The 12,310-nt window shown below is 65.7% G+C and carries 10 protein-coding genes and 1 pseudogene; 8 read left to right on the forward strand and 3 right to left on the reverse strand.

Annotated elements, in window-relative coordinates; all coding sequences use genetic code 11:
• Nucleotides 1-20 precede the first annotated feature (20 nt).
• The 6 genes and pseudogenes from F1609_RS31575 to F1609_RS34940 form a co-directional block, all read left to right on the forward strand.
• Nucleotides 21-1,154: an ABC transporter ATP-binding protein gene (locus F1609_RS31575; protein WP_167081483.1), complete on the forward strand. Its 1,134-nt coding sequence runs from the start codon at nucleotides 21-23 to the stop codon at nucleotides 1,152-1,154.
• A gap of 7 nt (nucleotides 1,155-1,161) precedes the next feature.
• On the forward strand, nucleotides 1,162-2,067 hold the full coding sequence (locus tag F1609_RS31580) for an ABC transporter permease (RefSeq protein WP_167081485.1): 906 nt from the start codon (nucleotides 1,162-1,164) through the stop codon (nucleotides 2,065-2,067).
• Between the two features lie 20 nt (nucleotides 2,068-2,087).
• Nucleotides 2,088-2,927, forward strand: a complete 840-nt coding sequence (locus F1609_RS31585; RefSeq protein ID WP_167081487.1) for an ABC transporter permease subunit — start codon at nucleotides 2,088-2,090, stop codon at nucleotides 2,925-2,927.
• 72 nt (nucleotides 2,928-2,999) lie between these two features.
• A complete protein-coding gene (locus F1609_RS31590; RefSeq protein ID WP_167081489.1) occupies nucleotides 3,000-4,403 on the forward strand; it encodes a DUF3138 family protein in 1,404 nt (467 codons plus the stop codon).
• A 10-nt stretch (nucleotides 4,404-4,413) separates the two neighbouring features.
• Entirely contained in the window at nucleotides 4,414-5,901 is a 1,488-nt protein-coding gene (locus F1609_RS31595; protein ID WP_167081491.1) for an aldehyde dehydrogenase, read from the forward strand.
• Nucleotides 5,894-6,442: pseudogene (locus tag F1609_RS34940) on the forward strand (HAD hydrolase-like protein); the annotation flags it as partial. The gene F1609_RS31595 and the pseudogene F1609_RS34940, both read left to right, overlap by 8 nt.
• A gap of 118 nt (nucleotides 6,443-6,560) precedes the next feature.
• Here the strand turns inward: F1609_RS34940 and F1609_RS34945 are convergent.
• Nucleotides 6,561-7,415: a fatty acid desaturase gene (locus F1609_RS34945; RefSeq protein WP_229422169.1), complete on the reverse strand. Its 855-nt coding sequence runs from the start codon at nucleotides 7,413-7,415 to the stop codon at nucleotides 6,561-6,563.
• Between the two features lie 8 nt (nucleotides 7,416-7,423).
• Nucleotides 7,424-8,002, reverse strand: coding sequence for a hypothetical protein (locus F1609_RS31605; protein WP_167081493.1), 579 nt, complete (start codon nucleotides 8,000-8,002; stop codon nucleotides 7,424-7,426).
• A gap of 195 nt (nucleotides 8,003-8,197) precedes the next feature.
• Here F1609_RS31605 and F1609_RS34950 point away from each other — a divergent pair, with 195 nt between their 5' ends.
• Both F1609_RS34950 and F1609_RS31615 read left to right on the forward strand, forming a co-directional pair.
• Nucleotides 8,198-10,057, forward strand: coding sequence for a sensor histidine kinase (locus F1609_RS34950; protein WP_167081495.1), 1,860 nt, complete (start codon nucleotides 8,198-8,200; stop codon nucleotides 10,055-10,057).
• Nucleotides 10,054-11,397, forward strand: a complete 1,344-nt coding sequence (locus tag F1609_RS31615) for a sigma-54-dependent transcriptional regulator (protein ID WP_167081497.1) — start codon at nucleotides 10,054-10,056, stop codon at nucleotides 11,395-11,397. The genes F1609_RS34950 and F1609_RS31615 overlap by 4 nt, the downstream gene beginning before the upstream one ends.
• A gap of 4 nt (nucleotides 11,398-11,401) precedes the next feature.
• On the opposite strand, the gene panB is transcribed toward F1609_RS31615, so the two are convergent.
• Nucleotides 11,402-12,262 carry a 3-methyl-2-oxobutanoate hydroxymethyltransferase gene (gene panB, locus F1609_RS31620; protein WP_167081499.1) on the reverse strand — a complete coding sequence of 287 codons (861 nt, stop codon included), beginning with the start codon at nucleotides 12,260-12,262 and terminating at the stop codon, nucleotides 11,402-11,404.
• Nucleotides 12,263-12,310: the final 48 nt, after the last annotated feature.

Here is a 12,310-nt window from a genome sequence, read left to right on the forward strand (position 1 = left end):
CCTTATCTTTCATCATCCCTATGACGATTGCACAACCCGCAAGCTCGCAGCCCTTTCTCCTGATCCGCAACCTCGTCAAGGCATTCGACGGCGTGCGCGCCGTCAATGACATTTCGCTCGCCATCGACAAGGGCGAGATCTTTGCGCTGCTGGGCAGCTCCGGCTGCGGCAAGTCGACCCTGCTGCGCATGCTGGCCGGCTTCGAGACCCCGAGCGCCGGCGTCATCGAACTGGCCGGCCAGGACCTGGTCGGCGTGCCGCCCTACGAGCGCCCGGTCAACATGATGTTCCAGTCGTACGCGCTGTTCCCGCACCTGACGGTGTGGGACAACGTCGCCTTCGGCCTGCGCCGCGACCGCCTGCCCAAGGCGCAGATCGCCGAACGGGTCGACCAGATGCTGGCGCTGGTGCAGCTGGGCGCCTACGCCAAACGCAAGCCGCACCAGCTCTCGGGCGGGCAGCAGCAACGCGTGGCGCTGGCGCGCAGCCTGGCCAAGCGGCCGCAGTTGCTGCTGCTCGACGAGCCGCTCGGCGCGCTCGACAAAAAACTGCGCGAACAGACCCAGATGGAACTGGTGAACATCATCGAGCAGGTCGGCGTGACCTGCGTGATGGTCACCCACGATCAGGATGAAGCCATGAGCATGGCCACCCGCATCGCCGTCATGAGCGAAGGGCGCATCCTGCAGGTGGGCGCGCCCGGCGAAATCTATGAAACGCCGAACTGCCGCTTCGTGGCCGACTTCATCGGCACCGCCAACATGTTCAACGGCCATGTGCGGGTCGACCAGCCCGACCACGTCATCGTCGAAACGGGCGAATGCCGCCACTACGTCAGCCACGGCATCAGCGGCACCAACAACATGCCGGTGACGGTGGCGGTGCGGCCCGAAAAAATCGCCCTCCAGCGCGAGCTGCCCGGCGTGGAGCAGCGCGCCTCGGCCTTTGAGGACGGCTACAACTGCGTCTCCGGCGAGATCGTCAACGTGTCCTACTTCGGCAGCGAGACGCACTATCAGGTGCGCATGGCGCAGGGCGGCATCCTCAAGGTGGCGCGCACCAACGCCGCGCGCCATGAAGAGGCGCGCATGGAACGCGGCCAGCACGTGGTGGCGTGGTGGGACGGCAGCGACATCGTGGTCCTGACCCATTGAGGCGGCCATGATCAAGCCTTTCCGTCAATCTGCGGCCGGCCGCCGCTTCGTCATCGGCGTGCCGCTGGTCTGGCTCGGCATCGCCTTCCTGATCCCGTTCCTGATCGTGCTGCGCATGAGTTTTGCGGAACTCGACGACACCGGCAGCCCGTTCGGCCCCCTGGTCACCTTCAGCGACGGCGTGCTCTCCATCAAGGCCAAGGTGGTCAACTACGTCGCCCTGACCGAGGACTCCACCTACCTGTGGACCTTTTTGCGCTCGCTCGGCTACGCCGCCCTGACCATGGTTTTGTGCCTGGTCACCGGCTACCCGTTCGCCTACTTCATGGCGCGCGCCAATCCGGCCTGGCGCACGGTGCTCCTGATGATGGTGATGCTGCCGTTCTGGACCTCCTTCCTGCTGCGCATCTACGCCTGGAAGGGCATCCTGGCCAACCAGGGCCTGCTCAACAACCTGCTGCTGTGGCTCGGCGCGATCGACGAACCGCTGAAAATGATGAATACCTCGTTCGCGCTGGTGCTGGGGATGTTCTATGCCTACCTGCCGTTCATGATCCTGCCGCTGTACGCCAACCTGGTCAAGATGGACGTGCGCTACCTGGAAGCGGCGGCCGACCTGGGCGCCACGCCCTGGCAGGCGTTCTGGCGCATCACCGTGCCGCTCTCGAAGTCCGGCATCATCGCCGGCGCCATGCTGGTGTTCATTCCGGCGGTGGGCGAATTCGTCATTCCCGAACTGCTCGGCGGCCCCGAAACGCTGATGATCGGGCGCCTGCTGTGGGACGAATTTTTCGTCAACACCGACTGGCCGCGCGCTTCCGCGCTGGCGGTGGTGGCAATCGCGCTGATCCTGGTGCCGATGGCCATCTTCAACAAGTACAAGGATGAACAGGAAGCGGAGGGCCGCGCATGAAGACGCAAATGAGCACGCGCATGAACAAAATGACTTTGGCCCGCTGGTTCGGGCGCGGCTGGCTCTCGATGGGCTACCTGTTCCTGTACCTGCCGCTGCTGGTGCTGGTCGTGTTTTCGTTTAACAGCTCGCGCCAGGACATGGTATGGAGCGGCTTTTCGACCCAGTGGTACCCGGAACTGTTCAAGGATGCGGAACTGGTCAGCGGCTTCGTGCTGTCGCTCAAGATCGCCCTGGGCAGCGCCACCGCCGCCGTGCTGCTGGGGACCATGGCCGCCTTCGCCCTGAACCGCTACAAGCGCTTTCCGGGCCGCCTGCTGTTCTCCGGGATGGTCAGCGCGCCGCTGGTCATGCCCGAGGTGATCATCGGCCTGTCGCTGCTGCTCATGCTCGTGTCGGTGCAGAAGATGTTCGGCTTCCCCGAGCGCGGGGCGTTTACCATCTGGATCGGCCACACCCTGCTCGGGATGGCATATGCGGCCGTGGTGGTGCAGTCGCGCCTGCGCGAGATGAACCGCTCGCTCGAAGAAGCGGCCATGGACCTGGGCTGCCGTCCGTACCAGGTGTTTTTCCTGGTGACCTTGCCGAACATCACGCAGTCGCTGGCCTCGGCCTGGCTGCTCACGTTTACGCTTTCGCTCGACGATGTGGTGCTGTCGAACTTCCTGTCCGGTCCCGGCTCGACGACCATGCCGCTGGTGATCATGTCGCGCGCGCGCCTGGGGCTGGACCCGCGCGTGAACGCGGTGGCGGCGTTGACGATTCTGGTGGTGTCGATCGGGGTGATCGGCGCCGCCATCATGATGGCGCGCGCCGAGCGGCAGCGCCAGAAGCAGGTGGCGGCCGCAGTCAAGTCGTAACGCTCTTCGGCCGCTGTACACGGTGGCGGGCAAGCATGCCCGCCACCCTCACCGTTGGCCCGAGGAGAGATCATGCATGTCTACCGCAACGCCGTCATCGCATTCGCCGCAGCTTGTCCCATCGTCGTGCAAGCCCAGAGCACCGAACAACTCAAGGCCGAACTCAGCGCCCTCAAGGCGCATGTGCAGAAGCTCGAAGCCATGATCGAGACGGCCGATCAGGCCAAGGCCGAGGCCAAGGCCAAGGCCACTTCGCCCGAGCCGGACACCGCGGCCGAAGTGGCGCGCCTGCGCGTAAAAAGCGACGCCGCCGACGACGCCATGGAAGCGAGCGGGCTGAAAGGCCTGAAGATCTCGGGCTACATCGATCCGACCTACATCCGCAACCGCAACGCCGGCACCTCCAGCTTCGTCTTCCTGAACAATAACAGCTCGATCAACGGTTCCGGCGAGAGCTTCGGCTACGACAACACCTACTTCGGCAGCGCCATGCTCAATCTCGACAAGGAGCTCGAAGGCGGCAGCAAAGTGAGAATCTCGCTCATGCCCAGCAAGGGCACGGCTTCCGGCTACAATTTCGGCAACCTGGTGCACGAAGCCTCGGCCTCGATTCCGCTGGGCGACCAGTCGACCCGCCTGTTGCTCGGCCAGATTCCCGACTGGAGCGGCTACGAATACATCCCCTCGACCCAGAACAAACTGCTGACCCACAACCTGCTGTTCGATTTTTCGGCGGCTAACTTCTACACGGGCGCCGGCCTGCAGCTGGTGCGCGGCAAATGGGACAGCAAGATCATGCTCGGTAATATGAACAGCGCCCGCGTCAACGATGGCGGCGAGCGCACGCCCGGCGTGTTCTACCGCGTCGATTACGCGCGCAGCGAATTTTCAGGTTTCGGCATGTCCGGCACCCATGCCGGCTTCGACGACGACGACACGATCGGGCGCCTGGACCTGATGGAGGTGGACGGCTTTTACACGCGTGGCGACTGGAATATCCAGGGTCAGTTAAGCTATGGGCGCCAGCAGGCCACCGCCGCCAACCGGTATGGCGCGCAGCAGCAGCGCTGGTATGGCTTGTCGTCGCTGGTGTCGTACAAGATCATGCCGCGCCTCGACGCCATCGCCCGCTTCGATTACATTTTCAACGGCACGGGCGGCGGCGGCGTGTTCGGAGCGACCCTGGCGCCCGGCTGCCGGGACCTGGCCGGTTTTGCGGCCAACTGCCCGGACGGGCGCAACGGCTTCGGTCCCGGCATGCTATTTCGCGCTGGAGAATGGTTCGTGCTCGACCCCACCCGCGGCGCCAATCGCGGTACGCTGTCGGTGGGCACGCAGTACCTGCTTGTTCCGGGCGTGAGCGTCAAGGGCGAGTACCGCTACGACTACGCCACCGCCAGGACATTCAAGACATTGGACGGACAGTACCGCCGCGACAATCAGGTTATCGGCGTATCGACAGTAGTGAGCTTTTAGGGAGCACGGCATGGGAAACACGCAATGGCACGCACGGGCGGCAGCCCTGGACATCGACGGACGCGCATTCATCGGCGGTGAACGGGTCTGGGCCAGGTCGGAGCAGCAGTTCGATAATCTCTCGCCGGTCGACGGGCGCCAGCTTGGCCTGGTGGCGCGCTGCGACGGGCTTGATGTCGACGCGGCCGTGGTTGCGGCGCGCGCGGCCTTCGAGGACCGGCGCTGGGCCGGCCAGGCCCCGGCCGCGAGGAAGCGCGTCATGATCAAGTTCGCGGACCTGATCCTGGCCCACGCCGGCGAACTGGCGCTGCTGGAAACGCTCGACATGGGTAAACCAATCAAGTACAGCCAGAGCGTGGATGTGCCGGCCGCGGCCAACTGCATCCGCTGGTATGGCGAGGCGATCGACAAGATCTACGACGAAATCGCCCCCACCGGGGACACCAGCCTGGCGCTGATCACGCGCGAGCCGGTCGGCGTGGTGGCCGCCATCGTGCCATGGAACTACCCGATGATCATGGCCGCCTGGAAGATCGCCCCGGCGCTCGCCGCCGGCAACAGCGTGATCCTCAAACCGTCCGAAAAGTCGCCCCTCACCGCCCTGCGGCTGGCCGACATCGCGCTCCAAGCCGGATTGCCGGCGGGCGTGTTCAACGTCGTTCCCGGCTACGGCCATGAAGCCGGAGCGGCGCTGGCGCTGCACATGGATGTGGACTGTATCGGTTTTACCGGATCGACCAGGGTCGGCAAGCAGATCCTGCAGATGGCCGGGCAGTCGAACCTCAAGCGCGCCTGGACCGAGTTGGGTGGCAAGTCGGCCAACATCGTCTGCGCCGACTGTCCCGACCTCGATGCGGCGGTGAGCGCGGCGATCGGCTCGATCTATTTTAACCAGGGCGAAAGCTGCAACGCGCCATCGCGCCTGTTCGTGGAAGCGTCGATCAAGGAGGCTTTTCTGGAAAAAGCGCTGGCGCTGGTGCCCGGTTTTGCGCCGGGCGACCCGCTCGACGAGACCACTATCATGGGCGCCATTGTCGACGCGGCGCAAATGAAGACCGTGATGGGCTACATCGAACAGGGCAAGGAGGCCGGCGCCAAACTGCTGGCCGGCGGCGAAGCGGCGCGCCTTGATACCGGCGGCTTTTACGTGGCGCCGACCCTGTTCGACCAGGTTGACGGTTCCATGAGCATCGCGCGCGAAGAGATTTTTGGGCCGGTGCTGTCGGTGCTCAGTTTTACCGATATCGACGACGCGGTACGCCAGGCCAATTCGACCCAGTACGGTTTGCAGGCGGCGGTATGGACCGGTAACCTGAACAAGGCGATCAAGACTGCGCGCGCCCTGCGCGCCGGCACTGTGCACGTGAACCAGTACGACGGCGACGACATCACGGTGCCGTTCGGCGGGGTCAAGCAGTCGGGTAACGGGCGTGATAAATCGCTGCACGCCTTCGACAAGTACACCGAGCTGAAAACCACCTGGATCCAGATTGGATGAGAGCAGCGCAAGCGCGCGCCTGAAGTACCGCCTGGCCATCTTCGACTTCGACGGCACCCTGGCCGACTCGTTTCCGTTCTTTCAGAGCGTGTACAACGGGTTGGCGGACCAGCATGGCCTCAGGCGTATCGAGGGCGACCAGGTGGCGCAGTTGCGCGGCATGGGCACGCGCGAGATCATGCGCCACATCGGCATGCCGGCCTGGAAAATGCCGGTGGTGTCGAAGAGTTTCATCGCGAAGATGAGCGAAAACGCGGCCAGCATCGCCCTGTTCGACGGCGTGGCCGAGGCCTTGCGCGCGCTGGCCGGCGCCGGTGTGATGCTGGCGGTGGTGTCGTCCAATTCGGAGCACAACGTGCGGCGCGTGCTGGGGCCGGAGTTAAGCAGCCTGTTTGCCCACGTCGAATGCGGCATGTCGGTGTTCGGCAAGGCCTCGCGCATTCGCAAGGTGGTCAAGCTTAGCCGGATCGAGGTGGCTGACGCCCTGTACGTGGGCGACCAGGGCACCGATGCCGAAGCATGCGCAAAAGCCGGCGTGGCGTTCGGCGCGGTGGCGTGGGGCTATGCGCCGGTCGAGGCATTGCGCGCGCATGGGCCGGCCGAAGAATTCGCATCGGTGGCGGCGATGCTGGCGTACTTGTCGGGGGCCGGGTACATGCTCAATACACCCGGGTTGGGCGCAGCCCCTGCGCCGCAAAATGCGGATCGAGCCGGCGCGCCAGGCGCCGCAGGTTCAGGGTCGGCACTTGCGGATACAAGTGATGCTCAAGGTGGTAGGTCAGGTTCATGAACAGCGCCGGCACGATCGCGCCGCGCATGGTGCGCGCCTGTTCCAGCGGCTTGCTGCCCGGTTTGTAGTGCGGCAGGTAGGCCGTCGCCAGCGGATAGAACCAGCCGCCGATCCAGGCCATGGCGCAGTACAGCAGCGGCCCGGTCGTCCAGCGCGTCAGCCACAGGGCCAATAGCACCAGCGCCAGCGAGGTGGCCAGTTCGGCGATCATCCAGCGGCGCTCGCGCGCCGGGCGGATCTTGCGCAGCGATTCGCGCCACAGGCGCGGCAAATACAGCGGGCCGGCCAGCAGGGCTCCGAGCAGGCTGGCGCGCGCCGGTGCGCCTTCCAGGTCGTCTTCTTCCAGGCAGTGCGCGTGGTGGTGCAGGTGGGTGTAGCGGAACGAATGCCCGCTTTGCAGCACCAGTACGCTGACGATGAACAGCACCACATGGGTGACGCGCGCGTCCAGGCCCGCCGAGCCGTGCGCCACGTCGTGCAGGTAGGCCACCGTCACCACGAAGTGCATCAGCATCACGACCGGCAGCGCCAGGTACGCGCCGTGCGCGTAGAGCGCGCCGAAGGCGGCCAGTGTCAGCGAGGGCAGGGCGGCGAGCGCGATGCGCTGCCAGGCGGCGACCGTCAGCAGGTCGCCGTCGAAGGTGCCCAGTTGCGGCATGCCGGCGTTGCGCCGTGTCAGTGATGGGAAAGCGGAGGTACGGCTTACTGCGGTAAAGGCAAACATGATGGCGACTACCTGATCAGGTTAATCGAGGACAGCAAGACGAACAATCCGACGATCACGGCGGCGACATCGTCCGCATGCCGGCGCATGCCCCAGCGCCGCAGCGCCTGGACGATCGATGGATAGATGTGCTGGAACAGCGTGAGCGGCATGCGCACCAGCGGCCAGCAAGCGACCATCAGCAGCAGAATGGTCGGCCCCACAAAAACGAAAAAGCCGGGAAGGCCTGTCAACGGCCGCGCCGCCACGATCAGCATCACGAACAGCAGCGTCAGTCCGACCCGGTGCCCGCTCAACAGATACTGGTTGCGCGGGCTCATGTCTTCCGGCTGCTGGCCGAAGACATGCAGCGCCACGCTGAAGCGGCGCGCCGCGTTGTTGGGCATGCCGAACAAGGCCAGCGACAGCGCCGCATGCGCCAGCAGGATCGCCAGGTCGAGCGCCAGGCCGCGCATGAACGCGGTGCCGAGCGCGATCTGGGCCAGCGGCGAGACGATCAGCGCCCACGCCAGCACGCGGTTGACCCGCATCCAGATGACTTTTGGCGGCGCCAGCGCGCCGATGTGGAGTAATTGCAGTGTTTTCATGATGCGTCAGCGCCTTTGTTGAGTCCTTGCGGCTTTCGCCGCCATACTCTTCAATACGCAAACCGCATGCCACCCGCCCAGCGATCCTAAGCTACTGTTTTTAAACAGAAAATTAAAGATGAATACGCATGGCCTGTCAACTTGCTATATAGTTAGCCCGTTGCAACTATCAAGCTGCCTTACACCCCGGCCCGCATGGACATCTACCGCATTTACTATTTTTCCCTGGTGTTCCAAGTCTGCATCAGCCTGGGACTGGCGGCGTGGCTGTGGGCCAAGGCGCCGCACCAGAGCGGCATCAAGCCGCTGGCGCTGTTTTGCGTCGGTATCGGCTGCTGGGCGCTCGGGCAGCTGGGCATGCACCTGGGCGGCGACAGCGTGGCCGCGCTGGGCAAGCGCCTGGTCAACTGCGGTCCGATCAACGCGGTGTTTTTCCTGCACTTCGTGTTCCGCTTCCTGCAGCGCGAGCGCCCGCGCCAGCTGCTGGGCATCTACGTGCTGGGCATCGCGACCCTGCTGCTGGTGCAGGTGCTCGACATGGGCACGCTGGCGCCCTGGCTGGGCTTCGAGCGCTACTACTTTTTCCCGGTCTGGGGAGCGATACCCGGCGTCGTGGTCACCTCGATCAGCGTCTGGGCCTACCTGCTGCTGCTGGCGGCGTGGCCCAAGGCCGCACCCAAACAGCGCGGCAAGATCCTGGCGATCTGGTTCGCCGGCGTATGGGGCTCGGGCGCCTCGCTGATGTTCCTCAACGCCTCGCTCGGGATCGACATCTTCCCGTACAGCGTGATCCTGCTGCCCGGTTACGCGCTGCTGCTGGTGTTCGGCATCCTGCGCTACGACCTGATGGTGGTGAACCTGTGGGCCAACCGCCTGCTGGCCTGGCTGGTACTGACGGCGATCACGGTGGCGCTGGCGAGCCTGCTCCTGAGCGTGGCCGCGCGCACCGGGTTTGCGTCACTCGCCGCGGTGCCCCTGTGGCAGCTCTGGCTGCTCGGCACCGCCATGCTGGGCGTGATGCTGGTGCTGGAAGGGCCGTCGCGGCGCGCCATCGAACGGCTGGTCTTCCCCGGCGCGCATCTGGAAGCGGGCGTGCTGGCCGACTGGCGCCTGCGCCTGGACGCCGCCAGCAGCTGGCAAGACCTGGAGCGGATCGCCGCGTCCACCCTCGGCGCGCACCTGCGCCAGCCGATGCGGGTGGTGCTGGGCGCCGCCAGGCCGGCCGGCGACGGCAAGCCCGGCCTGCACTGCCATCCCGGTCCGGAGAAGGATGGCGAAGCGGCGCACTGGCGCACCGATTTAATGGAGTGGGAGGGCGCGACCCCGAGCGTGACCCGCGTCGGCGAAGTGTTCGGCGCCTTGCTGGCGGCGGCTGCGGCGCGCCTGGACCAGCTGCTGCGCTACGCCGAGCACGAAAAGGAGCGCATGCAGCAGGCGCACCTGCTGGAACTGGGCGGGCTGGCCGCGACTGTGGCGCACGAATTGCGCAACCCGCTTAACATCATCAGCATGGCGGCGGTTATGTCGCCGCCCGAGACGCGCGCCGAGATCCGCGCCCAGATCGAGCGCGCCGACCACCTGATCCAGGACTTGCTCAGTTATTCCGGCGAGGTGCGCCTGAACCCGCAGCGCGTGGCGGTGGCCGAACTGGTGCAGCGGGTCGCGGCCGGCCATCCATCACAGCGGATCGAACTCGATGTGGACGCCGACCTGTTTTTGCACATCGACCCGATGCGCGGCGAACAAATCCTCGGCAACCTGATTGGCAACGCCATGGCCATGCTGCGCGGCCGCGCAGACCCGCGCATTCTGGTCGACGCGCAGGCGCAGCTTGACGGCCGGGTGCTGCTGCGCGTGTGCGACAACGGCCCGGGCGTGCCGGCCGACCTGGCGCCTGACCTGTTCCAGCCCTTCACCACGCGCCGTCCCGGCGGCACCGGCCTTGGCCTGGCCATCGTGCGGCGCCTGGTCGAGGCCCACGGCGGCACGGTCAGGCTGGGCCAGCGGGCCGGCTGGAACTGCTGTTTCGAACTTCTTTTACCAGGCATGCCATGACCCAAGAACGCATTCTTCTCGTCGACGACGAACCCGCCTTCCAGCGCCTGTGCGGCAACTGGCTGGCGAGCCTTGGCTACGACGTCAAGGTGGCCGCGTCAGCCGAACAGGTACTGGCCTTGTGGGCCGGGCACACTTTTGATCTGGTGCTGCTCGACCTGGCGCTGCCGCCGTCGTTCCGTCCCGACGAAGGGCTGGCGCTGCTGCCCGGCCTGGCCTCGGCGCCAGTGGTGGTGATGACCGGCCACGCCGACCGCGAGCTGGCCCTGCGCGCCATTGCCGCCGGCGCCTGGGACTTTTTACCCAAGCCGCTCGATCCGGACCTGCTGCGCGTGGTGGTCGAGCGCGCGCTGACCAAGCGCCGCCTGGAGCGCGAGCTGGCCGACTGGCGCGCCCGCGCCGCACCCGACGACGCCACCATGGGCCTGATCGGTATCAGCGCCGACCTGCGCGACCTGCGCGCGCTGATCCGCCGCATCGGGCCGACCGAGGTGCCGGTGATGATCACGGGGCCGAGCGGCACCGGCAAGGAGCTGGTGGCGCGCGCGCTGCACGCCAACGGCAAGCGCAGCGCCAAGCCGTTCGTGGCGGTGCATTGCGGGGCGATTCCGGCGGAGCTGTTCGAGAGCGAATTGTTCGGCCATTGCAAGGGCAGTTTTACGGGAGCGGACCGCGACCGCATCGGTTTGATCGCCGCAGCCAACGGCGGCACCCTGTTTCTCGACGAGATCGGCGACATGCCGCTGTCGATGCAGGTCAAGCTGCTGCGCTTTTTGCAGGCCGGGAGTTTTTTCGCGGTGGGAGCGCGCAGCGAAACGCGGGTCGACGTGCGCGTGGTGGCGGCCACCAACCGCGACCTGGCGGCGATGGTGGAAGAAAAATCGTTTCGCGACGATTTGTTTTATCGCCTGAAGGGCATCCAGGTCCGCACCACGGCGCTGGCCGAGCGGGCCGAGGATGTGGCGCTGATCGTGCAAGCGGTGGCGGCGAGATTAGCGCCGCCCAAGCGGCTCGCGCCGGACGCGCTGGAGTGGGTGGTGTCGCGCAACTGGCCGGGCAATGTGCGCGAGCTGCAGCATTCGGTGTCGACGGCGGCGGCGCTGGCGGGGAGTGCCGGCACGATCACGGTCGACGACCTGGCGCTGGCGTGCGGAGAGACGGCCGCGCCAACCGCGCTGGAAGGCGATGGCTTGCTCGATGCCCAGGTGGCGGCGCTGGAAAAGCGCCTGATCGTCGCCGCGCTCGACGAGACGGCGCACAACCACACCCACGCCGCGAAACAGCTGGGCATTTCGCGGGTGGGGCTGTTGAACAAGATGAAGCGCTACGGACTACGGTGACGGGTCAGAAGCAGTGCTCGACCGCCGGAAAACTGCCATCCTTGACCGCGTTCACATACGCGCTCACGGCGGCGTCGATGCTGGTCTGCCCGTCCATGAAGTTCTTCACGAAGCGCGCTTTGCGGCCCGGGAAAACGCCCAGCATGTCGTGCATCACCAGCACCTGGCCCGAGCAGTCCGGCCCCGCGCCGATGCCGATCGTCGGTATCTTCAAGGCCTCGGTCAGTTCCTTGCCCAGGGCGCTCGGAATCGCCTCGTACAGCACCATTGCCGCTCCCGCCGCTTCCAGCGCCAGCGAGTCGGCCTTGAGCTGCGCCGCGCTTTCGATGGTCTTGCCCTGCACCTTGTAGCCACCGAGCTGGTGTACCGACTGCGGCGTGAGCCCCAGGTGCGCGCACACCGGAATGGCGCGGTCGGTCAGGAAGCGGACCGTCTCGGCCAGCCATGCGCCGCCTTCGATCTTGATCATGTGCGCGCCGGCCTGCATCAGCTGCACCGCGTTGTTGAAGGCCTGTTCCGGCGTGCCGTAGCTGCCGAAAGGCATATCGGCGATCACCATCGCGCTCTTGTTCCCACGCGCGACAGCGGCGGTGTGGTACACAATCTCGGCCACCGTGACCGGCAAGGTCGAGTGATGTCCATTGCAGACCATGCCCAGCGAATCGCCGATCAGCAGCACTTCCACGCCGCAGCGGTCCATCAAGGTCGCGAAGCTGGCGTCGTAGCAGGTCAGCATCGTGATCTTGGCGCCCGATGCGCGCATCGCGTTCAGCGAAGGAATCGTCACCGCTTTCGTCATGACTGGCTTGACCGGCGCCGGCGTATCGCCGCCCGTCATGTCCTTACCCTGCAGATAACCGCTCATAATAGTCCTTTGATATCAAAATGGTCGCAACGGCGCATAGTGTAATGC

Source organism: Massilia aquatica (genome assembly GCF_011682045.1).
Lineage (GTDB): Bacteria > Pseudomonadota > Gammaproteobacteria > Burkholderiales > Burkholderiaceae_D > Telluria_A > Telluria_A aquatica.

Excerpts from the sequence above, each read along its gene's own strand:
- F1609_RS31585 (WP_167081487.1), top strand. The coding sequence starts at position 2,088 with ATGAACAAAATGACTTTGGCCCGCTGGTTCGGGCGCGGCTGGCTCTCG.
- panB (WP_167081499.1), bottom strand. The coding sequence starts at position 12,262 with ATGAGCGGTTATCTGCAGGGTAAGGACATGACGGGCGGCGATACGCCG.
- F1609_RS31615 (WP_167081497.1), top strand. The coding sequence starts at position 10,054 with ATGACCCAAGAACGCATTCTTCTCGTCGACGACGAACCCGCCTTCCAG.
- F1609_RS34950 (WP_167081495.1), top strand. The coding sequence starts at position 8,198 with ATGGACATCTACCGCATTTACTATTTTTCCCTGGTGTTCCAAGTCTGC.
- F1609_RS31605 (WP_167081493.1), bottom strand. The coding sequence starts at position 8,002 with ATGAAAACACTGCAATTACTCCACATCGGCGCGCTGGCGCCGCCAAAA.
- F1609_RS34945 (WP_229422169.1), bottom strand. The coding sequence starts at position 7,415 with ATGTTTGCCTTTACCGCAGTAAGCCGTACCTCCGCTTTCCCATCACTG.
- F1609_RS31590 (WP_167081489.1), top strand. The coding sequence starts at position 3,000 with ATGCATGTCTACCGCAACGCCGTCATCGCATTCGCCGCAGCTTGTCCC.
- F1609_RS31575 (WP_167081483.1), top strand. The coding sequence starts at position 21 with ATGACGATTGCACAACCCGCAAGCTCGCAGCCCTTTCTCCTGATCCGC.
- F1609_RS31580 (WP_167081485.1), top strand. The coding sequence starts at position 1,162 with ATGATCAAGCCTTTCCGTCAATCTGCGGCCGGCCGCCGCTTCGTCATC.
- F1609_RS31595 (WP_167081491.1), top strand. The coding sequence starts at position 4,414 with ATGGGAAACACGCAATGGCACGCACGGGCGGCAGCCCTGGACATCGAC.